This window comes from Aliiroseovarius sp. S1339, assembly GCF_023195695.1.
GTDB lineage: Bacteria > Pseudomonadota > Alphaproteobacteria > Rhodobacterales > Rhodobacteraceae > Aliiroseovarius.
Window position 1 is genome coordinate 150,721 of sequence record NZ_JALPQG010000001.1, and the last position, 22,028, is coordinate 172,748.

At 59.9% G+C, this 22,028-nt stretch carries 22 protein-coding genes; 8 read left to right on the top strand and 14 right to left on the bottom strand.

Features of this window, described 5'->3' with window-relative positions; all coding sequences use genetic code 11:
• The first annotated feature begins 8 nt into the window (after window positions 1-8).
• From MUY35_RS00680 to MUY35_RS00700, 5 genes are read left to right on the top strand one after another with little or no spacing between them, the layout of a single operon-like run.
• Window positions 9-167: a hypothetical protein gene (locus tag MUY35_RS00680; protein WP_247035921.1), complete on the top strand. Its 159-nt coding sequence runs from the start codon at window positions 9-11 to the stop codon at window positions 165-167.
• A 9-nt stretch (window positions 168-176) separates the two neighbouring features.
• Window positions 177-1,361, top strand: a complete 1,185-nt coding sequence (locus tag MUY35_RS00685; RefSeq protein WP_248363031.1) for a VWA domain-containing protein — start codon at window positions 177-179, stop codon at window positions 1,359-1,361.
• Between the two features lie 54 nt (window positions 1,362-1,415).
• Entirely contained in the window at window positions 1,416-1,790 is a 375-nt protein-coding gene (locus MUY35_RS00690; protein WP_247035924.1) for a hypothetical protein, read from the top strand.
• Window positions 1,787-2,422 (top strand): VTT domain-containing protein, encoded by a 636-nt coding sequence (locus MUY35_RS00695; protein WP_248363033.1) that lies wholly within the window; start codon window positions 1,787-1,789, stop codon window positions 2,420-2,422. Before MUY35_RS00690 ends, MUY35_RS00695 begins: the two co-directional genes overlap by 4 nt.
• 39 nt (window positions 2,423-2,461) lie before the next feature.
• The gene (locus MUY35_RS00700; RefSeq protein WP_248363035.1) at window positions 2,462-3,145 is read left to right on the top strand and encodes a M48 family metallopeptidase; all 684 of its coding nucleotides are present in this window, start codon (window positions 2,462-2,464) and stop codon (window positions 3,143-3,145) included.
• Window positions 3,146-3,164: 19 nt separating this feature from the next.
• Here the strand turns inward: MUY35_RS00700 and MUY35_RS00705 are convergent, their stop codons facing one another.
• Both MUY35_RS00705 and MUY35_RS00710 read right to left on the bottom strand, forming a co-directional pair.
• A complete protein-coding gene (locus MUY35_RS00705) occupies window positions 3,165-3,713 on the bottom strand; it encodes a PIN domain-containing protein (RefSeq protein WP_248363038.1) in 549 nt (182 codons plus the stop codon).
• A complete protein-coding gene (locus MUY35_RS00710; RefSeq protein ID WP_248363040.1) occupies window positions 3,710-4,924 on the bottom strand; it encodes a class I SAM-dependent rRNA methyltransferase in 1,215 nt (404 codons plus the stop codon). The genes MUY35_RS00705 and MUY35_RS00710 overlap by 4 nt, the downstream gene beginning before the upstream one ends.
• Before the next feature lie 260 nt (window positions 4,925-5,184).
• Here MUY35_RS00710 and edd point away from each other — a divergent pair, with 260 nt between their 5' ends.
• Both edd and eda read left to right on the top strand, forming a co-directional pair.
• A complete protein-coding gene (gene edd, locus MUY35_RS00715) occupies window positions 5,185-6,990 on the top strand; it encodes a phosphogluconate dehydratase (RefSeq protein ID WP_248363041.1) in 1,806 nt (601 codons plus the stop codon).
• 11 nt (window positions 6,991-7,001) lie between these two features.
• A complete protein-coding gene (gene eda / locus MUY35_RS00720) occupies window positions 7,002-7,643 on the top strand; it encodes a bifunctional 4-hydroxy-2-oxoglutarate aldolase/2-dehydro-3-deoxy-phosphogluconate aldolase (RefSeq protein ID WP_248363043.1) in 642 nt (213 codons plus the stop codon).
• Window positions 7,644-7,645: 2 nt separating this feature from the next.
• On the opposite strand, the gene MUY35_RS00725 is transcribed toward eda, so the two are convergent.
• From MUY35_RS00725 to cysS, 6 genes are all read right to left on the bottom strand, one after another.
• Window positions 7,646-9,019: an aspartate aminotransferase family protein gene (locus tag MUY35_RS00725; protein WP_248363045.1), complete on the bottom strand. Its 1,374-nt coding sequence runs from the start codon at window positions 9,017-9,019 to the stop codon at window positions 7,646-7,648.
• Between the two features lie 192 nt (window positions 9,020-9,211).
• The gene (doeB, locus tag MUY35_RS00730) at window positions 9,212-10,204 is read right to left on the bottom strand and encodes a N(2)-acetyl-L-2,4-diaminobutanoate deacetylase DoeB (protein ID WP_248363047.1); all 993 of its coding nucleotides are present in this window, start codon (window positions 10,202-10,204) and stop codon (window positions 9,212-9,214) included.
• Window positions 10,205-10,207: 3 nt separating this feature from the next.
• On the bottom strand, window positions 10,208-11,395 hold the full coding sequence (gene doeA, locus MUY35_RS00735) for an ectoine hydrolase DoeA (RefSeq protein ID WP_248363049.1): 1,188 nt from the start codon (window positions 11,393-11,395) through the stop codon (window positions 10,208-10,210).
• Window positions 11,396-11,511: 116 nt separating this feature from the next.
• The gene (locus MUY35_RS00740) at window positions 11,512-12,309 is read right to left on the bottom strand and encodes a squalene/phytoene synthase family protein (protein WP_248363051.1); all 798 of its coding nucleotides are present in this window, start codon (window positions 12,307-12,309) and stop codon (window positions 11,512-11,514) included.
• Entirely contained in the window at window positions 12,306-13,925 is a 1,620-nt protein-coding gene (cimA, locus tag MUY35_RS00745; protein WP_248363053.1) for a citramalate synthase, read from the bottom strand. Before cimA ends, MUY35_RS00740 begins: the two co-directional genes overlap by 4 nt.
• Window positions 13,922-15,382 carry a cysteine--tRNA ligase gene (cysS, locus tag MUY35_RS00750; protein ID WP_248363055.1) on the bottom strand — a complete coding sequence of 487 codons (1,461 nt, stop codon included), beginning with the start codon at window positions 15,380-15,382 and terminating at the stop codon, window positions 13,922-13,924. Before cysS ends, cimA begins: the two co-directional genes overlap by 4 nt.
• A 204-nt stretch (window positions 15,383-15,586) precedes the next feature.
• Here cysS and MUY35_RS00755 point away from each other — a divergent pair, with 204 nt between their 5' ends.
• Complete coding sequence (locus MUY35_RS00755; RefSeq protein ID WP_248363057.1) at window positions 15,587-15,940, top strand: MmcQ/YjbR family DNA-binding protein; 354 nt, start codon at window positions 15,587-15,589, stop codon at window positions 15,938-15,940.
• On the opposite strand, the gene MUY35_RS00760 is transcribed toward MUY35_RS00755, so the two are convergent.
• The 6 genes from MUY35_RS00760 to purS form a co-directional block, all read right to left on the bottom strand.
• Window positions 15,937-16,935 carry a tellurium resistance protein gene (locus MUY35_RS00760; RefSeq protein ID WP_248363058.1) on the bottom strand — a complete coding sequence of 333 codons (999 nt, stop codon included), beginning with the start codon at window positions 16,933-16,935 and terminating at the stop codon, window positions 15,937-15,939. The two genes, MUY35_RS00755 and MUY35_RS00760, sit on opposite strands and share 4 nt — an antisense overlap.
• 123 nt (window positions 16,936-17,058) lie before the next feature.
• On the bottom strand, window positions 17,059-17,838 hold the full coding sequence (locus tag MUY35_RS00765) for an HpcH/HpaI aldolase/citrate lyase family protein (RefSeq protein WP_248363060.1): 780 nt from the start codon (window positions 17,836-17,838) through the stop codon (window positions 17,059-17,061).
• Window positions 17,839-17,947: 109 nt separating this feature from the next.
• Entirely contained in the window at window positions 17,948-19,282 is a 1,335-nt protein-coding gene (locus MUY35_RS00770; protein WP_248363062.1) for a sigma-54 dependent transcriptional regulator, read from the bottom strand.
• A gap of 35 nt (window positions 19,283-19,317) precedes the next feature.
• Window positions 19,318-21,087, bottom strand: a complete 1,770-nt coding sequence (locus MUY35_RS00775; RefSeq protein WP_248363064.1) for an ATP-binding protein — start codon at window positions 21,085-21,087, stop codon at window positions 19,318-19,320.
• A 35-nt stretch (window positions 21,088-21,122) separates the two neighbouring features.
• Window positions 21,123-21,791 (bottom strand): phosphoribosylformylglycinamidine synthase subunit PurQ, encoded by a 669-nt coding sequence (gene purQ / locus MUY35_RS00780; RefSeq protein ID WP_248363066.1) that lies wholly within the window; start codon window positions 21,789-21,791, stop codon window positions 21,123-21,125.
• Window positions 21,791-22,021 carry a phosphoribosylformylglycinamidine synthase subunit PurS gene (gene purS / locus MUY35_RS00785; protein ID WP_248363068.1) on the bottom strand — a complete coding sequence of 77 codons (231 nt, stop codon included), beginning with the start codon at window positions 22,019-22,021 and terminating at the stop codon, window positions 21,791-21,793. Before purS ends, purQ begins: the two co-directional genes overlap by 1 nt.
• Between the last annotated feature and the right edge of the window lie 7 nt (window positions 22,022-22,028).

Sequence of the window (22,028 nt, forward strand, 5' to 3'; positions counted from 1 at the left end):
AGGCAGATATGCTGGTCATCGCGGCGCTTATCTTCGGGGCATTAGTTGGCGTTATGCGCGCCCGCAAACGGGGCGGCAATCGGCTGGACATCGCGCAATACGCCGCCGTTCATGCCCTTGGGTTTGCCCTGATCGCCCTCTTCGCCTCGATCTTCATCAGCCGCTAGGTCCGACCGATGTTCCTGCCCTTCTTCGAAAACCTGCGCGCAAGCAAAGTGCCGGTCTCGCTGCGCGAATTTCTCGCGTTTCTGGAAGCGATGAAGGCCGGGCTGGTCACCTATGACATCGAGGGGTTTTATTACCTTGCCCGCGTTGCGATGGTGAAGGACGAACGCAACCTCGACAAATTCGACCGCGCGTTTTCGATGACATTTGAAGGGCTTGAAGCGATTTCCGCCGAGCAAATGCTGGAAGCCGTGGATATCCCGCAGGAATGGCTGGACAAGATGGCCGAGAAATTCCTGACCGATGAGGAAAAGGCCGAGATCGAGGCGCTTGGCGGGTTCGACAAGCTGATGGAAACCCTGAAAGAGCGTCTGAAGGAACAGGAAGGGCGTCATCAGGGCGGTAACAAATGGATCGGGACCGCCGGCACCTCGCCCTTCGGCGCTTACGGCTACAACCCCGAAGGCGTGCGGATCGGGCAGGACAAATCTCGCCATCAACGCGCGGTGAAGGTCTGGGACAAACGCGAGTTTCGCAATCTGGACGACTCGGTCGAGCTGGGCACGCGCAACATCAAGGTCGCCCTGAAACGCCTGCGCAACTGGGCGCGCGACGGGGCGCATGAAGTGCTTGATCTGGACGGCACCATTCGCGCCACCGCCGAACACGGCTATCTCGACGTGAAAACCCGGCCCGAGCGGCACAATGCGGTAAAAGTCCTGTTGTTTCTGGATGTTGGCGGATCAATGGACCCGCATATCAAGGTCGTCGAAGAGTTGTTTTCCGCCGCCCGCGCGGAGTTCAAGCATCTGGAATACTACTATTTCCACAACTGCCTTTACGAAGGTGTATGGCGCAACAATGCCCGACGCTGGACCGATCAGATCCCCACATGGGAGGTGCTGCGCACCTATGGCTCGGATTACAAATGCATCTTCGTCGGTGATGCGTCGATGAGCCCCTACGAGGTCGCCTATCGCGGTGGCGCCAACGAACATTGGAATGATGAGCCCGGTCAGGTCTGGCTGGAGCGCGCGCGTGAGCAATGGCCCGACAACCTGTGGATCAACCCGCTGCCGGAGCATCACTGGCGCTATACCCAGTCAGTGCAAATGATCAGCCAGATTTTTGAGGGTCGCATGGTCCCAATGACGCTTGAGGGGATCGAGCGCGGGATGAAAGAATTGGGCCGCTAAACGACGGAAGTTCTGCGCCCACGCGTTCAAGACCCAACCGGCAAGGAAACCGCGATGTTTTCATTTATCAAACGCATCTGGGGCGCGGCCCCAATTGCGACGCTTATTCTGGCGGTCGCCTTGGCAATGAGCGTCTTTTTTGCCGTCCGAACAACCGCCAGCTGGATATACTGGAACGATCCCGCCCATATCGACCAACCGATCGAGGGATGGATGACCGCAAGATACGTTGCCTATTCGTGGGATGTCCCGCGACAGGTGATGTTTGAGGCATTGCAACTGGGCCAACCGGGTGATGGCCCAAGCAGTCTGCGCCGACTTGCCGAGGCTCGCGGTATCCCGCTGGACGTTATGATCGCCGATCTGGAAGCCGCCATTGCCGCGCACCGCGCCTCTCAAGCTGACAGCGAAACCGGTGGGGGCCAATGATCACCACCGAAGCCGTCTTTGCCCTGCTCTTGGACTATGGCCCTATCGTGGTTTTCCTCTCGGCCTTTCTGTCGTGTCTCGCGCTTCCCATCCCCACCTCTCTGATGATGCTGGCAGGCGGCGCGTTTGCGGCGGCGGGGGATCTTTCGCTGGTTAATGTCATGTTTTCTGCCTTTGTGGGCGCGGTCATAGGGGATCAGACAGGCTATGCGATTGGCCGATTTGGTGGGGCAAGCGCCCTGCAATGGCTGGCGCGCACGCCCGCAAAACGAACCATATTGGAAAGGGCGCGCGCCTTCGTGGACAAATACGGCGGCACTGGCGTTTTTCTGTCGACATGGGCTGTTGCCCCCTTGGGGCCATGGGTCAATTTCGTGGCTGGCGCAACCGGGCTGGGTTGGGTGCGATTTGCGGTCTGGGATATTCTTGGGGAAACAATCTGGGTCAGCCTTTATGTCGGGCTTGGCTATGGGTTTGCATCCCGCATCGAAAGTCTGGCAGCCCTTCTTGGCAATATCGCGGGGCTTTTGGTCGCTGTGATCGTCGCGGTGGTGATGTTGGTCTGGATCCGCGCTGTCCTGAAAGCGAAAGACGCGCAAGAGGCGCTGAAATCCGACGCCTTGTCGCGTTAATCCCTTTCCAGCGGATAAAATAGCACCCATATAACGCCTATGTTGAAGCTGATCCCCATTCTTCTGCCGATCGCGTATGGCCTTTTGCTCTACCATTTCTCGGTCTGGCGCACCCATCGCGAGTTGGACGCCCAATCGACGCGGTTGGCCGATCCGAAGCTGAAGGCGCTGACGGACCGGATGGCGGCGTCACTGGAGATCGCAGACATTCCGGTTCATATCTACGAGATTGACCCGGTGAACGGGCTGGCCGCGCCGGACGGTCGGATTTTCATCACCCGCGGGTTTTTCAACGAATATCGGCAAGGGCGCGTTACGGCCGAAGAACTGGCCAGCGTGATTGCGCACGAGCTTGGCCACGTGGCATTGGGACATGCGCGCAAGCGGATGATCGACTTTTCCGGTCAAAATGCCCTGCGCACGGTCCTGTCGATGATGATCTCGCGCTTTCTGCCCGGCGCGGGTGTCTATATCGCGCGGTTTCTGACACGGCTTGTTGCCGCAGGTCTGAGCCGCGGCGATGAATACGAGGCGGACGCCTATGCGACCGCATTGCTGATCAAATCGGGGATCGGGGCCGAGGCGCAAAAGTCACTGTTTGGCAAATTGGATGCGCTGACGAAAAATCGGTCCGGCGTCATGCCCGCCTGGTTGATGAGCCACCCCAAAACAGCCGAGCGCATTGCCGCAATTGAAAAGAACGAAGCCAAGTGGGTGACCTGACCGCAACCGCAGGAAACGGTTAGAGGAGCGCGTCAAGCGCCTTGCCCAACCGTGGCAGGCGCGCCTTTTTCATCAGCCGGCGGATGGTCCAATCCTCGCCTGATAGTGTTCTTGCTTGGGTCAAAACGCGGGTTGCGATGCGCGTCATCGTCTCGGCGTCTTGATCCAGAAACTCGCGCAGGAACAAGTCAGGGCTTTCACGGCGCAGTCCTTCCTCGGCCAGCGTATGGCGGGGGAAATCGGCGTTGTTCATGGTCAACAGCACATCCGCCCCGCCTGCAATGGCGGCGGCCAGCACGTGAATGTCGTTCTCGTCGGGCAGCCAGAGGCGACGCAAATCGCCGTCATGGGGCAAAACGCTGGCTTTGGGCCAGTGAGCCGTCAAGAGCGCGATCTCGGCACGCGCGACACTCTCCTGATCGGGGCCAAGCTTGGCCGCGGCGCGCGCCCATTCTTCCAGAATGCGGGGCGACCACAGAGGGGTGAAAAACCCCTCCTGCGCCGTGCTCAACACCATCTCGCGCATCACCGTCGGGTAAAGCACGCAGGCGTCGATCAGGACTTTCATGGCAGCAGCCGGAAGAACAGCGCCTTCAGGTAGCCACTTTCGGCCAGTTGCGGGTGCATCGGGTGATCTGCGCCCGCAAAGCCGGTGTGGATCAACTGGCTGGCCCGCCCGGCCCGGCCGATGCCCCGGATGGACGAGGCGCGAAACTTGTCGATTGTCGCGGCGTGCGAACACGAACACAGGGCGAGGTATCCACCGGGGGCCACCAGTGGTGCTGCCAATCGCGCAAGACGCTCATAGGCGCGCAATCCGGGTTCCAGCGCCTTCTTTGACGGCGCGAAAGCTGGCGGGTCGCAGATCACCACGTCGAACTGCGCGCCTTCTTCACCGAGGGCAGTCAGCACGTCAAACGCGTCGCCTTGTCGGATCGAGAAACGGTCACCTGCCGCCATTTGGCGTGCACCTTCCTCGGCCAAAGCCAAAGCAGGCGCTGATCCGTCGACCGCCAAAGCCGAGGTCGCACCCCCTGCAAGCGCAGCAAGGCCAAACCCGCCCACGTGGGAAAACACATCCAGCACCCGCGCGCCTTTGGACAGGTTTGCGGCAAAGGCATGGTTGGGCCGTTGGTCAAAGAACAGCCCGGTTTTCTGTCCGCCTGTCAGGTCTGCCATATAGGTGGCGCCATTCATTGGCACCGCAATCGGTGCGTCGGGCGCTTGGCCCAGCAACACGCTGCTTTGCTCGTCCAGCCCTTCAAGCGCCCGGGCGCGACCTGCCGCGTTTTTCAGGATCGTGGTCACGCCCGTGACATCCGCCAGCGCTGCCGCCAGATCGTTGATCAGCACATCGGCCCACGCCGCATTGGGTTGGATAACGGCAGTATCGCCGAACCGGTCGATGATCACGCCGGGAAGCCCGTCGGCCTCGGCGTGGATCAGGCGGTAGAATGGCGCATCATAAAGGGTTTCACGGTGATCCAGCGCCGCTTTCAGCCGGGCGGCCAGCCAGGCGCGGTCAATCACGGCCTCGGGATTTCGATCGAGCATACGCGCGATGATCCGCGAATTGAGGTTCACGGCGACCAAACCCATGGGATCGCGCGCACTGTCTTCCAAACGAGCAATGGCTCCAACCGCGATTTTCTTGGTGCGCCGGTCGGTGACCACCTCATTGTCAAAAACCCAAGGCGCGCCATGTCGGATGGCGCGTGCATTCGCCTTGGGGTTCAGTCGGATCGTTGGCCGGTGGTTGGTGTTTTCAGCTTCATCCATAAATTTGGTCTTCCGATATCTGGCGTCGCGTCTTGCCTATCTTGTAGGGCAGTTGTTGGGAACCCGTAATGCTTGTCGCGATCAAACTTCGCTTTTCAACTGGCCAAATTCGCTTGAAAAATAATTTTAGTTTGTTAGCGCTATCATATCCTGCTATGAACACGCGTAATGGCTGGCTGGCAAATGTGTTAAACCGGCTTTCAACAGATATCCTTTCGGCATACCGCATAATTGCGGGGATAAATCACAGGACACGAGCCATGACCCTGAGCAACGATCTTCTGACGGTAACCGACCGGATCATCGCGCGATCCAAGGACACCCGCCAGACTTATCTGGACAAGATCAACCGCGCAGCCGAGGACGGACCGCGCCGCGCGCATCTTAGCTGCTCGGGTCAGGCGCATGCCTATGCCGGGGCCGGACCCGATCAGGACCGGCTGGCCGAAGGGCGCGCGCCAAACCTGGGCATCGTGACGGCCTATAACGACATGCTGTCGGCCCATGCGCCTTTCGCGACCTTCCCCGACCTGATCAAGCGCATTGCCCGCGACGAAGGTGCAACCGCGCAGGTGGCCGGCGGTGTGCCTGCGATGTGCGACGGGGTCACGCAGGGCGAAACCGGAATGGAACTGAGCCTGTTTTCGCGCGACGTGATCGCGCTCGCCTCGGCTGTTGCACTCAGCCACAACACCTTTGACGCGGCGCTGTTTCTGGGCGTCTGTGACAAGATCGTGCCCGGCCTGGTGATCGCGGCGGCAAGTTTCGGGCATATCCCGACGGTGTTCTTGCCAGCCGGGCCGATGACCTCGGGCCTGTCAAACGACGAAAAAGCCAAGGTGCGTACGCAATTCGCCACCGGCGAAGTGGGCCGCAAAGAGCTGATGGCGGCCGAGATGGCGGCCTATCACGGTCCCGGCACCTGCACGTTCTATGGCACCGCAAACACCAACCAGATGCTGATGGAATTCATGGGGCTGCACCTTCCCGGCGCGTCCTTTGTCACGCCACATACCGACATGCGCGAGGCCTTGACCGCAGAAGGGACGCGACGCGCGCTGGCGATCACAAAAGACGGCAGCGCTGGCTTCACCCCCGCCGGGCACGTTCTGGACGAAAAAGCATTCGTGAATGGACTGGTTGGGCTGATGGCCACGGGTGGGTCGACCAACCTTGTCCTGCATCTGCCTGCCATGGCGCGCGCTGCGGGGATCATTCTGACGCTGGAGGATTTCGCCGATATCTCGGCCATCGTGCCCCTGATGGCGCGGGTCTATCCCAACGGGCTGGCAGATGTGAACCACTTCCATGCCGCAGGCGGTCTTGGCTACATGATCGGCGAGCTGCTGGACGCCGGGCTTCTGCACCCCGATGCAAAGACCATCATGGGCGATCTGACCGCCTATACGCAGGAGCCGAAACTAGACGGCGACCGGGTGCGTTGGGAACCCGGCCCGCGTGAAAGCCTGAACGACAAGATTCTGCGTCCTGCCTCTGACCCTTTCGCACAATCCGGCGGGTTGGTGCAATTGTCGGGCAACCTTGGCAGCGGTGTCATCAAGGTCTCGGCCGTTGATCCCAAGCACCACCTGATCGAAGCCCCTGCCCGCGTGTTTCACGACCAAGACAGCGTCAAGGCCGCCTTCAAGGCAGGCGAGCTTGTGGGCGACCTGATCGTCGTCGTGCGCTTTCAGGGACCGCGCGCCAACGGGATGCCTGAACTACACAGCCTGACACCAACGCTTTCGGTTTTGCAACAGCGCGGTCAGCGGGTGGCACTGGTGACGGACGGGCGGATGTCAGGGGCGTCGGGCAAGGTGCCCGCTGCGATCCATGTGGCCCCCGAAGCCGCCAGCGGCGGACCTATCGCCCGTATCCGCGACGGTGACATGATCCGGCTGGACGCCGAGAATGGCACGCTTGAAGTTCTGACCGAAGGCGCCATGGACCGGCCCGCCGTGCAGATCGACCTGAGCGACAATACCGATGGCATGGGCCGTGAGCTTTTCGAAACCTTCCGACGCGCAGCCAGCTCTGCGACCGAAGGCGCATCCTCGATTTCCTGAAGGAGACAATCATGACCCCGCAAGAGGCAAGCATCGCCGCTGAGAAAATCTGTCGATTGGCCCCGGTCATTCCGGTTCTGGTCGTGGATGACGTTGCCCACGCGGCGCCATTGGCTGCGGCCTTGGTGGCAGGCGGCCTGCCTGCGTTGGAAGTCACCCTGCGCACGCCCGTGGCGCTTGAGGTCATCGCCGAAATGGCGCGCGTGGAGGGTGGGGCTGTCGGGGCTGGCACATTGCTGACCGCCAAGGACGTGGAAAACGCCAAGAAGGCGGGTGCAACCTTTGGCGTTTCGCCCGGCGCAACGGATCGTCTGCTAGATGCGTGCGAGGCCAACGATCTGCCACTGCTGCCCGGTGCAAGTTCCGCGTCCGAGGCTATGCGCCTTCTGGAACGCGGCTATACCGTGCAAAAGTTCTTTCCGGCAGAAGCCGCAGGTGGCGCGCCCTTCTTGAAATCTCTGTCCTCGCCCCTGCCCCAGATCCGCTTATGCCCGACCGGCGGTGTCAGCTTGTCGAATGCAAGTGACTACTTGTCCCTGCCCAACACGCTGTGCGTCGGGGGGTCATGGGTCGCACCCGGCGATCTGGTCCAAGCTGGCGACTGGGCGGCAATCACGGCCTTGGCCAAAACTGCCGCCGCATTGCCGCGTTAAGATCAGCCCAGCACCGTTTTCACAGCCCGCGCGGTTGCGGCGATCACCGTGTCGGCCTCATCCCGCGTTAAGCAGAACGGCGGCGCAAACCCCAAGATGTCGCCTTGCGGCATGGCGCGAGCGATCACTTTGCTTTGCTCAAGCAGCTTGGCAGATATCTGCGGGCCGATCTTGTCGGCCGCGTCGAAGAAGGTTCGACTGTCGCGATCTTTTACGAACTCGACGGCGCAGAGCATCCCTTCACCGCGGATATCGCCGACATGGGCGTGATCTGACAGGGCGTCTTTCATCCCTTGCTGCAAATACTTGCCCACCTCACCTGCGTTCTCAATCAGGTTGAGATCATCAATCAGCTTCAGGTTCGCCACCCCAGCTGCCGCTCCGATCGGATGCGCGGAATAGGTCCAACCATGGCCGATGGGGCCGTTTTCGTCCGTGCCCTGCTCCAACACTTTCCACACCTTGTCGGAAACGATCGACCCGGACAGCGGCGCATAGGCCGAGGTCAGACCCTTCGCGATGGTGATGATATCGGGCGTCATTCCGTAATGGTCCGACCCGAACATGGTGCCCAGCCGTCCAAACCCGGTCACGACCTCGTCCGCGATCAAAAGGATGTCGTGTTTTTTCAGAACCGCCTGAATGGCTGCCCAATAGCCTTCCGGTGGGGGAACGATACCACCGGTGCCTAAAACGGGCTCGCCAATGAAGCCCGCGATGGTGTCGGCCCCTTCGCGTTCGATCAGCGCCTCAAGCTCGGCCACGCAATGGGCGACGAAATCCGCCTCGCTCTGGTTCAGATCGTCGCGGCGGAAGTAATAAGGAGCCTCGGTGTGGATCACCTGTGCCAGTGGCAGATCGAATTTCTTGTGAAACAGCTCAAGCCCCGTCAGCGATCCGGTGACAAGCCCCGACCCGTGATAGCCCCGCCAGCGCGAGATGATCTTCTTCTTCTCGGGTCGCCCAAGGATATTGTTGTAATACCACAGCAATTTCACGTTGGTTTCATTCGCGTCCGACCCACCCAGCCCGAAATAGACCTTGGACATATTCGCAGGCGCGCGATCCAGGATCATCTTGGACAGGGTGATCGACGCCTCGGTGCCGTGACCGACATAGGAATGGTAATAAGCCAGTTCGCGCGCCTGATCGGCGATGGCATCCGCGATCTCGGACCGACCATAGCCGACATTCACACAATAGAGCCCGGCAAAAGCGTCCAACAGCTTGTTGCCGTCACGATCCTCGATATGCACACCGGATGCAGTGCGGATGACGCGGGTCGGGCTTTCGCCGCGTGCGTGTTGGGCCAGATGGGTTGAAGGATGGAAAAAGTTTTCGCGATCCCACTGGTCAAGTTGGTCGTTGTGAAGCATGGCTTACCTCAATCGTTAGGCGGCGCGCCGCCGGGTTCAAAGACGATAGGAGCTTTAGCGCATGGACCCTTGGCGTCGTGCGGCTTTGGGTCGGGCGGGTCAGCTCCGCTCAGCCCCAGCAGCAGCGCGCAATGCCTTTATTGCTTGGGTCAAGGTCTGGATAGCGCAAGACCGGAGTGAAATCCAGTATTCTCAGCGCTCGGCCACACCGATCACCGCCACGCAGTCCCCTGCCTTGATTAGCCCGGGATGGTGGCGGCTGATCAGAATACCGTCGCGCCGCGCGTGATAGTCCACCGGCAACTGCCCGGTGCGGTCCAGCGGCCAGCGACGCGCCACGACATCGCCCTTGTTGACCGGATCGCCCAGATCCACCATGGCCTCGTACATTCCGTCGTCTTCGCTGAACAGATAGCAGTCATCGTCGGGCATGGTCAGTTTTACAGTTTCGTCAATCTGCATCTCGCCTTGTAGAATGCCGCAATGGATCAACACGTTGCGCACGCCCTTCTTGGCGATCGCGTTGGAGCGCGCGGTGGAGGTGCCCCCGCCGCCCAATTCCGTCGTGACCAGCACCTTGCCCATGTCTTCGACGGCGGTGTCATACATCCCGACATTGTCGATCTCTAGAAGTTGCACCGAAAAAGGTGCGTTGAACGCCTGCATGGCGCGCGCGCAATCAGCCTCAAGCACCTTGTCGTCCAGTATATGCACCGCAGCGAAGGGCACGAAATCCAGCGTTTTACCACCGGAGTGAAAATCAACCGCGATATCGGCCATCGGTAGCAGCACGCGCTGGAAATAATCCGCGATCTTCTCCGTTGGCGTGCCATCCGGGCGGCCGGGAAAAGACCGGTTCATATTTCCTTTGTCGATCGGCGACGTGCGGGTGCCCGCGCGGAAGGCGGGATAGTTGAAGGCAGGCACGATGATCACCCGCCCTGTGACCTCTTCCGCCTTCAGGGTCACGGTCAGTTCCTGCAGAGCAATCGGCCCTTCATATTCGTCGCCATGATTGGCCCCTGTCAGAAGCGCCGTGGGACCGGGGCCGTTCTGAATGACCGTGATCGGGATCATGATCGACCCCCAGGCGCTGTCATCGCGGCTATAGGGCAGCCTCAGAAAGCCGTGATGCTCGCCGTCTTGATCCAGCGGGATGGTGGGCGTGATCGGGTTCTTGATCATGGCTCAATCCTTCACGAACATACGGCGGGGTACGTTGGACAGACATTCCGGTCCGTCCATACTAATGCGTATGCTTTCAGTGATCTCAAACCCCCAATCCTCCATCCATAGACCAGTCATGAAGTGAAAGGTCATGTTTTCCTCAAGCACCGTCTTGTCGCCGGGCCGCAGTGACATGGTCCGCTCGCCCCAATCGGGGGGATAGGACAGGCCGATGGGATAGCCGGTGCGGTTATCTTTCTCGATCCCGTATTTTTTCAACACACCAAAGAAAGCAAGCGCGATGTCCTCGCAGGTGTTGCCCACGCGCGCCTTGTCCAACCCGGCCTCCATCCCTTCCAGCACCGCTTTTTCGGCGTCCAGAAAGGTTTGTGTGGGCTTGCCCAGAAACACGGTGCGCGACAGAGGGCAGTGATAACGGTGGACGACGCCCGCGATCTCGAAAAACGTGCCTTCGCCGGATTTCATTGGCTGATCGTCCCAGGTCAGATGCGGGGCCGCGGCATCTGCGCCCGAGGGCAGCAGAGGCACGATGGCCGGATAGTCGCCACCATACCCAAGCGTATTGTCATATCGCAGGCCAGCATTATAAATCTCGGCCACCAGATCGCATTTGCGTAGGCCGGGTTCCACCTTGTCGAAGATCCGCTGGTGCATCTTGCCGACGATCTGCCCGGCCTGACGCATATAGGTGATCTCGGCCTCGGATTTCACCGCGCGTTGCCAGTTCACCAAGGCGGTGACGTCGGTGAATTTCGCGTTGGGCAGGTGCATTTGCAGCGACGCGAAGGCGGCGGCGGTGAACCAGTAATTGTCCATCTCGACCCCTACCCGGCCTTTATCAAGCCCGCGATCTACCAGTTGTGCGGATAGGTAGTCCATCGGGTGACGCTCGGTGGATTGCACGTAATGATCGGGATAGCCGATGATGTGTTCAGGGGACATGTAACAGGTGCGCAGTGCGCCTGCTGCGTCCTGCCCACGTCCGAACCAGATCGGCAGGCCGTCCATCGTGACAACCACGCATTGGTGGACATAGAAGGACCAGCCGTCATAGCCAGTCAGCCAGTTCATGTTGGACGGGTCGGTGACGATCAGAAGGTCAAGGTCATGCCGCGCCATCTCTCGGCGCGTCTTTGCCAGCCGGTCCTGATATTCGTCCCGTGCAAACCAGAGCTTCGGTGCGTCCATCCTGTTCATCCCCCCGCAAGACATGACATCGTAATCCCGCCTACCTGACGCAAGGATGTGATTCTTGGCAAGTGTTGTGATGATGGCGCGATGCCCGAGGTCGCGCAGGGGATCAGCTACCACTGCCCCGAAAGGCTACGCCAGAGCAATGCGCCACGGCGGGCAAATTCGGACTGGCCCAAAGCGCCGTCCGCAACCGCAGTTGGCGACTTCCGAGCCTGCTGCAAGATTGGTTTGGCGCGCCACGCGCTGCGCAACGCGGCATTGCCATCCTTGATCAGAACAGCGTGCGCGTGTTCAACCGCCTGAAGCCCCGTTTCGGACAGTTCGCGAATTGTGCCCTCGTCAGGCGGGACATGCCCCCGTCCTGCCGCTTTCAGCGCGGGTTGGGACATCAGCCAATTGGCAATGCCCAATGCCTCACCCAGCCCTTCCAAAGCTTGATCCTTTGCGTAATCGCCTTCGAAGTCGGTCAGCCCTGTGGCCTGCGCCGCCGCCAGCATCAACGCCCCCGAGGTGCCACGTAGATAGCCCCGGATCTGGTCGGTCGTGCGGCGCGGCTCGCCCTGCGTGTCGCCTTCGCGCGCTTCGAGCATCGCCAAAAGAGGTGCTGCGCGCACGTCGCCCCAGATCACCAGTTGCGACAGCGGGGTCGCAACATCGTGCTTCGGAGCCTCTCGCCCCTCAACCGCCGCTTCGATCACGTCGCGCCAGAATTGCAGGCGGATCATCGCGACCATCGGTTCCTGCGACATGTAAGGCGCGCGCGCGATCTCCAGATTGAAGGCATAGAGCGGGAAGAGGCGTTTACGTTCCTCCACGTCGCCCGTCATGGTTGCCAGAAACCGGTCGGGGTCGCCTTTCTGGACCATCTCGGCGCAGGCGGCGATGGGGTCACGTGGGGTGTCGGTCATGCGGGCTTGGCTCCGTCGCGCAAGAGCTTCCAGGTGATCGCGTCCAAAAGCGCCTCGAACGAGGCATCGACGATGTTGGGGCTGACGCCCACGGTCGACCAGCGGTGGCCGTCACGGTCTTCGCTGTCGATGATCACGCGTGTCTGCGCCTCGGTCCCGCCTTGGGTGATGCGCACCTTAAAATCCACCAGCCGCAGATCGTCGATGATATCCTGATAGGGTCCAAGGTCTTTCGCCAAAGCCTTGGCCAGCGCGTTGACCGGGCCACGATCGGTACCGGACGCGTCCATGCTTTCGGACACGGACAGCTTCTTTTCATCGCCAATTTTCACCACCACGATAGCCTCGGACAGGCTGACGGTCTGGTTGCGCTTGTTCTTGCGCCGCTCGATCGTGACCTTGTAGCGCTTTACCTCGAAAAATCGGGGCAATTGCCCCAGCACGTCGCGCGCAACCAACTCGAACGAGGCTTGCGCGCTGTCATAGGCATAACCCTGATCTTCGCGCTCTTTCACCCGATCAAGGATTTGCCCCAGACGCGGATCGCCCGGTTCGACGTCGATCCCGGCATCCGCCAGCCGCGCGCGCAGGTTCGACTGCCCCGCTTGATTGGACATCGGCACGATACGGGCGTTGCCGACGGTTTCAGGCGGGATGTGTTCATAGGTCGTTGGGTCTTTCAGAATGGCAGACGCGTGCAACCCCGCCTTATGCGCAAAGGCTGATGAGCCGACAAAGGGCGACGCTTTATTCGGAACGCGGTTCAGGATGTCATCCAATTTGCGAGATATGCGGGTCAGACCTTGAAGGGCATCCCGTTCGACGCCGGTCTCAAACTGGCTGGCATAGGGCTCTTTCAACAACAGCACCGGGATCAGCGTGGTCAGATTGGCGTTGCCGCAACGTTCGCCCAGCCCGTTCAGCGTGCCCTGCACCTGCCGCGCGCCCGCGTCGATGGCGGCCAGTGAACAGGCCACCGCGTTGCCGGTGTCATCATGGGTGTGGATGCCCAAATGGTCGCCGGGAATGCCCGTCGCGATCACGGCTTTGGTGATCTGGAGCACCTCGTGGGGCAACGTGCCGCCATTGGTGTCACACAGGACGATCCAGCGCGCACCAGCATCGTAAGCGGCTTTCAGGCAGTCCAGCGCGTAATCCGGATTGGCCTTGTAGCCGTCAAAGAAATGCTCGGCGTCATACAGCGCCTCGCGCCCCTGCGCGACCAGATGAGCGACCGAGGCGCGGATGTTCTCCACATTCTCGTCCAACTCGATCCCCAACGCGGTGGTGACGTGGAAATCATGGCTTTTGCCGACCAGACAGACCGCAGGTGTGCCCGCGTTCATCACGCCCGCCAGCACCTCGTCATTCTCGGCCGAGCGCCCTGCCCGCTTGGTCATCCCGAACGCCGTGAAGGTCGCGCGGGTTTTTGGGGCGGCTGCGAAAAAGTCGCTGTCGGTCGGGTTTGCACCAGGCCAGCCGCCTTCGATATAGTCGATCCCCAGCGCATCAAGCGCCTCGGCGATCTGCTGCTTTTCGGTCAGAGAGAACTGCACACCTTGGGTCTGCTGCCCGTCACGCAACGTGGTGTCGTAGAGGTAGAGGCGTTCGGTCATTTAAGGACCTCAAGCTTCGAGGCATCGAAGTCGGGACCCGGTTCTAGCTCAACCCCTTCTTTGGACATACGAACCTGCACGCCAGCTTCGGTAAGGATAGATTTCAACGCATCGACAGTGGAGAAATCCTTGGTTTCCATGGCGACGGTGCGGGCGTAGTGCAATCTTTTAGCAAGGGATGGAAGTTCGATACTATGTGAGAAGATACCGGCACCAAACTGGTCCTCACTGGAAAAAGAAGAGCCAACGATCACCTGGGTTCTCCAATTCCAGCCCCCCAACTCATCTGTCAGAATTCCAAGAAATCTAGCGGAAGCCAGCAACAGAGGAAGCTCATTTCGCTTAGCCAACTTGTGCAACTCTGCCAAAGCGCCCGCAGTATTCAGATCATCCGCCAATGCTGCCACCACCTCGACCGACGCGCTAGACGCTGGCTCGACACTATCGGTCAAAATACGCCACTTGCGCAACGTCGCTTCAGCCTCAGCCCGCTTCTTCTCGGTCCAATCCATCGGCTTGCGATAATGCGTGCCAAGGAACACGAAGCGGATCACCTCGCCCGGCACGCCTTGGTCCAGCAAATCATGCACAGTGAAGAAGTTGCCCAAGGACTTGGACATCTTCTTGCCCTCGACCTGCAACATCTCGTTATGCAGCCAGTAATTCGCGAACCCCGCGTCGGGATGGGCGCATTTCGACTGGGCGATCTCGTTTTCATGATGCGGGAACTGAAGGTCGTTGCCGCCGCCGTGAATGTCGAAGGTTGCCCCCAACAATTCATAGCTCATGGCCGAGCACTCAATATGCCAGCCAGGACGCCCCCGGCCCCACGGGCTGTCCCACCCCGGCAGATCATCGGTCGAGGGCTTCCACAGCACAAAATCCATCGGGTTGCGCTTGTAAGGCGCCACCTCGACACGTGCCCCCGCTATCATGTCATCAACAGACCGACCCGACAGGCGTCCGTATTTCTTGTAGCTTTCGACCGCGAACAGCACATGCCCCTCGGCTTCATAGGCGTGGCCCTTGTCGATCAAATCCTCGATCATGGCAATCATCGGCCCGATGAACTCAGTCGCGCGGGGCATCTCGTCCGGCTCCAGCGCGCCCAGAGCGCCCATGTCTTGCAGATACCAGCCGATGGTCTCGTCCGAGCGTTCGTGGACCAGTTCCTCCAACGTGCCCTCGGCCCCCGCTTCCTTGCGCTGAAGCGCGGTCGCGTTGATCTTGTCATCCACGTCGGTGAAATTGCGCACATAAGTCACGTGATCCACGCCATAGACATGACGCAGCAGGCGATAGAGCACATCGAACACTACCACGGGTCGCGCGTTGCCCAGATGGGCTCGGTCATAGACGGTCGGCCCGCAGACATACATGCGGACGTTTTTCGGGTCGATCGGGGTAAAGACCTGCTTTTCCCGCGCCATCGTGTTGTAAAGCTTGATGTCCGTCATAATGTCCTCGCAAGTCTGCGCACAGGTATTCCCACAGAATTATCCCGAGCGGGCTTACCAAGTTCCTGACATGTATGGAATAGAAGAACGGCCCGCCTGAGTGTCTCAGCAGGTAATGCAGCAAATAATGTTGATGCTTTTCCGTTTCATGGCCTGCACGCTAGCACCCTTCCCTGCGCCTGCCAAGCGGGTTATCGTGGTCTTATGACCCGTAAAGCTGTGAACAAGATATGCGAAGCCCTGCCCGGCGCGGAATGGTCCGAGCCGTTTGGGCCGGGGCATGATATCTGGAAAGTGGGCGGCAAGATATTCGCTGCGATGGGAGCCGTCACTGATGGCGTATCGGTCAAAACGCCGGATATCGAAACCGCGTCCATGCTAATCGAGGCCGGCGTGGGCAGCAAAGCCCCCTATTTCCATCGCTCATGGGTGTTGATGCCGTTTGACGCGGGCCAGGACGAGTTGACCCACCGCATCCACCGGTCCTATGCGCTAATCCGGGCGAGCCTGACGAAAAAGGCGCAAGCCGCGCTCGCGCCCTTTGATTCTGACGCTTAGGCGATAGCCGCGTTGGTTTTCACCGCCAAAACGCCCTTGGTCCACATCTGCACGATCTTATAGGCAATCGGCAAAATGATCAGCGTCGCTGCGACAAGGCTCAGCCCGGCCACGATCCGTAACACATCGCTGCCCGTGACCACCGCCGCCATCTGCATCAATGTCGAAAAGGCCGCGAGAGGGAATGTGAGCGCGCCCCAAAGGGGACTGAATCCAGCCTTGAGCAGCCACCGGACCCGGCCAACAAGTATGCTCAGGATCACAATTGCTGTGACACAAAAGACCAGTGCCAATTGCGTCTCACCCAAGAAATAGGCACCCGTACCCAGCACGCTTGCCGGGGCAAGGTGGATCCCCAGAAGTGGGCGCAGCGGGGCTGGAATGCGGGTGCGGAAAAATTGCGCGGCACTGGCCCCCCAAATAAGCGCGGCTGCGAAAAATCCACCCCAGAAGGCGGCGGTTGCGAAACTCGTCAGCCCTATTGGCACGGCGGCAAGCGGGATCAGCACGAAGCCCGCAAAAAGCAAGTGCCAGACGGGTGTTACGATCCGCGCCTCGGCGGGGCCGGTAATCAGCAGGTGGATGACCCGAGCGGCCAGAAACACATGAATCGCAAAGGCCAGCAGCAACAGCGCCCCGGCCAGAACGGTCGAAAACGGCTCGATTGTCGCGGACAGCAGATAACCTGACAACACCATTGCGGCGAGGCCAGCGCGGCCCGGCAGCACGCGCAAGTCATCTACAAACGTGCCGGGTCGTTGGATGAGCTTCATGGCGTAGGCCGCGAGGCTGAAAAGATAAAGCAGCGTCACAGCGCCAAGGATCATATCCCCGATTGCCGCCGGGGCCGACAGCGCATCCGCCCCGCGCCGCCAAGCCAGACCCAGCCCAAAGACCCCCATGATCGGTGTGAACACCGCAGGCGGCATCCGCTGAAACATGCGTGTTTTCGGCGGAATGGGCGGCGGCGGTGGAAAATACGGAGCTTTTGCCATGGGGCGATCCTTGAACGATTCATCGCTCGTTTAACCCGAGTAGAGACGCAAAAAAAGCCCTAGCGCCCAACACCATTGCCGCAGGGCGCAAAGATGCCGCTTTATTGCTGATGATTGTGTAGTTTAGCCGGAGGTGGCAGCACGCGCGTCGCGCAGATTGTCGCCAAGCGCGACCCGCAGCAAAGTGGCGTCCGATCCAACGCCCAGAAAGGTCACGCCGAGCTTGGCGTAATAGGCGAAATCGGCGTGGTCATAATGCAGGATGCCAGCCGCCTTTCCAGCCGCGCGGATGCGGGCGACGGTGTGCGCGATAGCTTCTTTCACCTCCGCATGGCCGGGGTTGCCGCGATGACCCATGTCGGCCGACAGGTCGGCAGGCCCGATGAACACGCAATCCACGCCATCCGTGCCCGCAATCTCGTCAATGTTCTCAACGGCAAGGCGGGTTTCGGCCTGTACAATCAGGCACACCTCGTCATTGGCGTTGTCCAGATAGCCGTCGATCTGCCCAAAGCGGGCGGCGCGGGCAACCCCTGCCCCCATGCCCCGGCGGCCTTCAGGGGCATAGCGGGTGGCGGCGACCATCTGCGCGGCGTGCGCGCCGGTGTCGACCATTGGCACCAGCAAGTTTTGTGCGCCAAGGTCCATCACCTGTTTGATTACCCAGTCTTCGCCGATGGGCACGCGTACGATGGGCGAGATGTCGAATTGCCCCAGCACGCGCAGCTGTGTTTGGATGGCAGTCGGATCATAGGGCGCGTGTTCGCCGTCGATCAGCGCCCAGTCATACCCGGTACCGCCGACAAGCTCGGTCGCAGACGGGCTCGCAAGGTTCAGCCACAGGCCAATCTGCATCTGCCCCGCCGCAAGTGCGCGTTTGAGTTTGTTTTCGGGTGCGGTCATCACGGCCTCCGGTTATTTAACATGTAAACAACTTAGGGGTAATCGACCCCCGCCCGCCAATCAAGCAAGGATCGGCGCGGCCGAATATATTTCCGCCACGCCGTATCACTTATTGAAGGTAGTCGGACCGCTGCAGCCCGTATTTCGCCATCTTTTCGTTCAAGGTCCGGCGCGGCAGGCACAATTCGTCCATTACCCCAACGATCGAGCCTTTGTGGCGGCGCATCGTGTTGTCGATCAGCATCCGCTCGAACGCTTCCACGTATTCTTTCAGGGGTTTGCCCTCGGTCGTCATGACCGGCTGCACCTCGTCGTGATCGGACATCAGAAGCGACGAAATTGTGCCGGTGCCACGACGCGACTGCAACACGGCGCGCTCGGCGATGTTGATCAACTGGCGGATGTTGCCGGGCCATGGCGCTTGCAACAACTGGGCGGCTTCCTGCGCGCTGACCGTGGGCGCCGCACAGCCGTATTCGTCGGCGAACTGGTCCGCAAAGCCTGTGAACAGCATCAAGATATCTTCGCCGCGTTGGCGCAGAGGCGGCAGGGTGATCTTCATTGCAGCAAGGCGATAGAACAGATCGGGGCGCAGGCAATCTTCGCAGGTCTTGCCCTGTTCTTGCAGGTTGCAGATCGCGACGACACGGGTTTCAGCCGGGCTGCCCTGATCATTCATCCAGGTTAACAGGCGGGCCTGAAGCCCCATCGGAAGCGCTTCGATGTCTTCCAGAACCAACGTGCCACCGCGGGCTTCTTCGACCAAAGGCTGCGCGCCGCCATCTTCCATCGGCCCAAACAGCCGGCGGGTCAGGTCATCTTCGTCCTGTCCGGCGCAGGTGGTCACGACGAATTTCTTGCCGGCTTTCGCACCGACCGCGTGCATCGCATGGGCAACCAAGGTCTTGCCGGTGCCGGTTTCGCCTTCGATCAGCACATGGCCATCAGACTGGCCGATATCCAGAATATCTTCGCGCAGCCGCGACATAACCGGCGACGCCCCGATCAGCTTTTTCATGATGGTCGAGCCATCCGACAACTCGCGCCGCAAAGCACGCGCATCCATGGCCATACGCCGTTTATGCGTCGCCTTTTTTGCCAGATCGGTCAGTTGATCCGGGTTGAACGGTTTTTCAAGGAAATCATAGGCCCCCACCCGCATCGCCTCGACTGCCATCGGCACATCGCCATGACCCGTGATCATGATCACGGGAAGCGAGCTATCAAGGCTCATCAGCTTTTTCAAGAAGCCCATACCATCGATGCCCGGCATCCGAATGTCCGAGATGATAACCCCCGGATAATCTTGCCCGATCACCTTCAAGGCGTCTTCGGCAGAGGGATAGGTTTCCGTCTCGAACCCAGACAAGGACAACCATTGGGAAATGGATTGCCTCATGTCCTGTTCGTCATCGACGATCGCGATCTTCATTGCCTGCGCCATGGCAGCCTCCTGCGTCATTTTCAGCATTGTCCCCGCTATTCGGCGGCTTCAACGTCCAATTCTTTTTCATCCAGCGCGGGCAATTCGACCTCGAATACCGCGCCGCCATCCTGACCGTTACGGGCCGTCAGACGACCACCAAGATCGGTGACGATCCCGGACGAGATTGCCAACCCAAGCCCAACGCCGTCACCCGGCGCTTTGGTGGTGTAGAAGGGCTCGAACAAGTTATCCAGATCTTCAACCCCGTTTCCATTGTCGCGCACTGTGATCAACACGTAATCGCCACGACTGACGATGATATCAACCTGCGGCAAATCAACAGTTTTTGTCGCATCCAGCGCATTACGCAGCAAGTTGATCAACACTTGCTCCAGACGCAAGCGATCACCTATTACCATAACAGGTTCGCGCGGAATGTTGCGCGTTATACGGACCTCGCGGACTTTTAACTGTGGCTCCATCATCGAAAGAGCGGCCGAAACGCTTTGGCGCACGTCCATCGGCTCGAACGCGTCGCCGCCTTTGCGGGCATAGCTTTTCAACTGGCGGGTGATGGCACCCATCCGTTCAATCAGGTCGTCGATCCGCTGAAAGCTCGACATCGCCTCATCTGGACGTTTGCGTTGCAACAAAAGTTTCGCGCCTGCGAGATAGGTTTTCATCGCGGCAAGCGGCTGGTTCAGCTCGTGGCTGACGGCTGCCGACATCTCTCCCAATGCGGCCAGTTTCGAGCTTTGCGCCAAGGTCTGTTCGGCCACTTGCAGGTTTTCCTCGGCGCGTTTGCGTTCGGCAATTTCACGTTGCAGCGCGACGTTCAACTGCCGCAGATCCGCCGATTCCTGCGCAAACAGGACCGAGCGCCACTGGGCGCGGCGGCTGATCAGATAGAACAGCAGCGACAAAAGCATCGCGAAGGCCATGATTTCCAGCGCCAGAACGGCGTTCACCTTTTCACGCACCGACGCGTATGAGGTGAAAGAGGCGATCCGCCAGCCCTGAAATGGCACGCGGCTTTCGTGGCGCATAACGGCTTCGCCCAGAAACAGAACGTCCGAGGGCAAGCCCGACCAGTCCGCGACATCACGCACACTGCGCCGGATGGCATCGGTGGCAGACACGGTGGCCAGTGCCTCGCCTTCGGGTTTGCCACGCCAGCGCGGCTCGGTTGCAAGGATTACGTTGCCTTCGCTGTTGGTGACCAGCACCGCATCCGAAATGCCTGACCAACTGCTTTCAAACTTTCGCAGGTCCACGTTGACGACAATCACACCGATCACGCCATCGCTGTCTTCAATCTTGCGAGAATAGGCAAATTCGTAGGATCCCGCTTCGGTTGGGACGGTGGTGAACACGGTTTCAGAACTGCGCAACGCATCAACGAAATAAGGGTTCGTGCGGTGTTGCGAGCCAAGCTCTTCGCGGGTGGTGGCGGCAACGGCGCGCCCGTCCCCGTCCAGCAGCATAAGCGATGCCGCCTCGATCTCGTCACGATAGGAAATGAGGCGCGCGGTGCTTTGGGAATAATCCGCCGAATTCAGCGCGTTGATCAGGGCAGGATCGCGTGACAGCAAAAGCGGCACCACCGAATTTCGCTGTAACTCGCTTAAAAGGTTACCGGAATACAGCGCCACCCGAAGCTCGGCGCGGTTGCGCGTGGTTTCGGTATAGCGTTCGGTCAGCCAACGGTTTGAAAAGAAGACGACCGACACGGCAAGCGAAATCAGCGCCACCAAGACGAGGCGCGCGCGAAGACTTACCCCGGGGCGCGGGGGCAGGACTGGTCGTGTCTTGTAGTTGGCCATCACCTAAAGATAAGCCCGTAGGGCTTGCTTCGCAATCACGCAGCGACGACGCTGTCGACCAACGAGCGGAACATCGCCACGCCGTCAGTGCCGCCATGACGGTCGTCCACGCAGCGTTCCGGGTGCGGCATCATGCCAAGCACGCGGCGGTTCTTGCTGATCACGCCCGCAATATCCCCGGTCGAGCCATTGGGATTGTCGCAATAGGTGAACGCGATCCGGCCTTCGTCGCGCAGCTGGGCCAGCTTTTCATCCGTGACGTTGTAGTTGCCATCATGATGGGCAATCGGAACAGTGATTTCTTGCCCTTGGCTATAGCCGGACAGAAAAGCGCAATCAGTATTTTCGACTTTTAGTTCAATAGGTTTACAGATGAACTTAAGGTTTGCATTGCGCATCAAAGCGCCCGGTAAAATGCCGGTTTCGGTCAGCACCTGAAACCCGTTGCAAATGCCCATTGCATAACCGCCGCGTTCGGTGTGACGGATCAGCGACCGGGTGATCGGCGACTGCGCCGCGATGGCCCCACAGCGCAGATAATCTCCGAAGGAAAACCCGCCCGGTATGCCCACGATATCCAGATCATCCGGCAGCTCGGTTTCCTTGTGCCAGATCATCGAGACCTGAGCCCCCGCCCGTTCAAACGCCACCGCCAGATCGCGGTCGCAGTTCGAACCCGGAAAGACGATTACACCGGCCTTCATCACAGCACCTCGATCACGTAGTTTTCAATGACCGTGTTGGCCAGCAGCTTTTCACACATCTTTTTGACGTCGGCCTCTTTGGTGCCGTCGGCCAGGTCCAACTCGATCACCTTGCCCTGACGCACACCTTCGACACCGCTAAAGCCAAGGTTGCCAAGCGCGTGGCGCACGGCCTCGCCCTGCGGGTCCAGAACGCCGGTTTTCAACATCACATCAACACGTACTTTCATCGGGGCA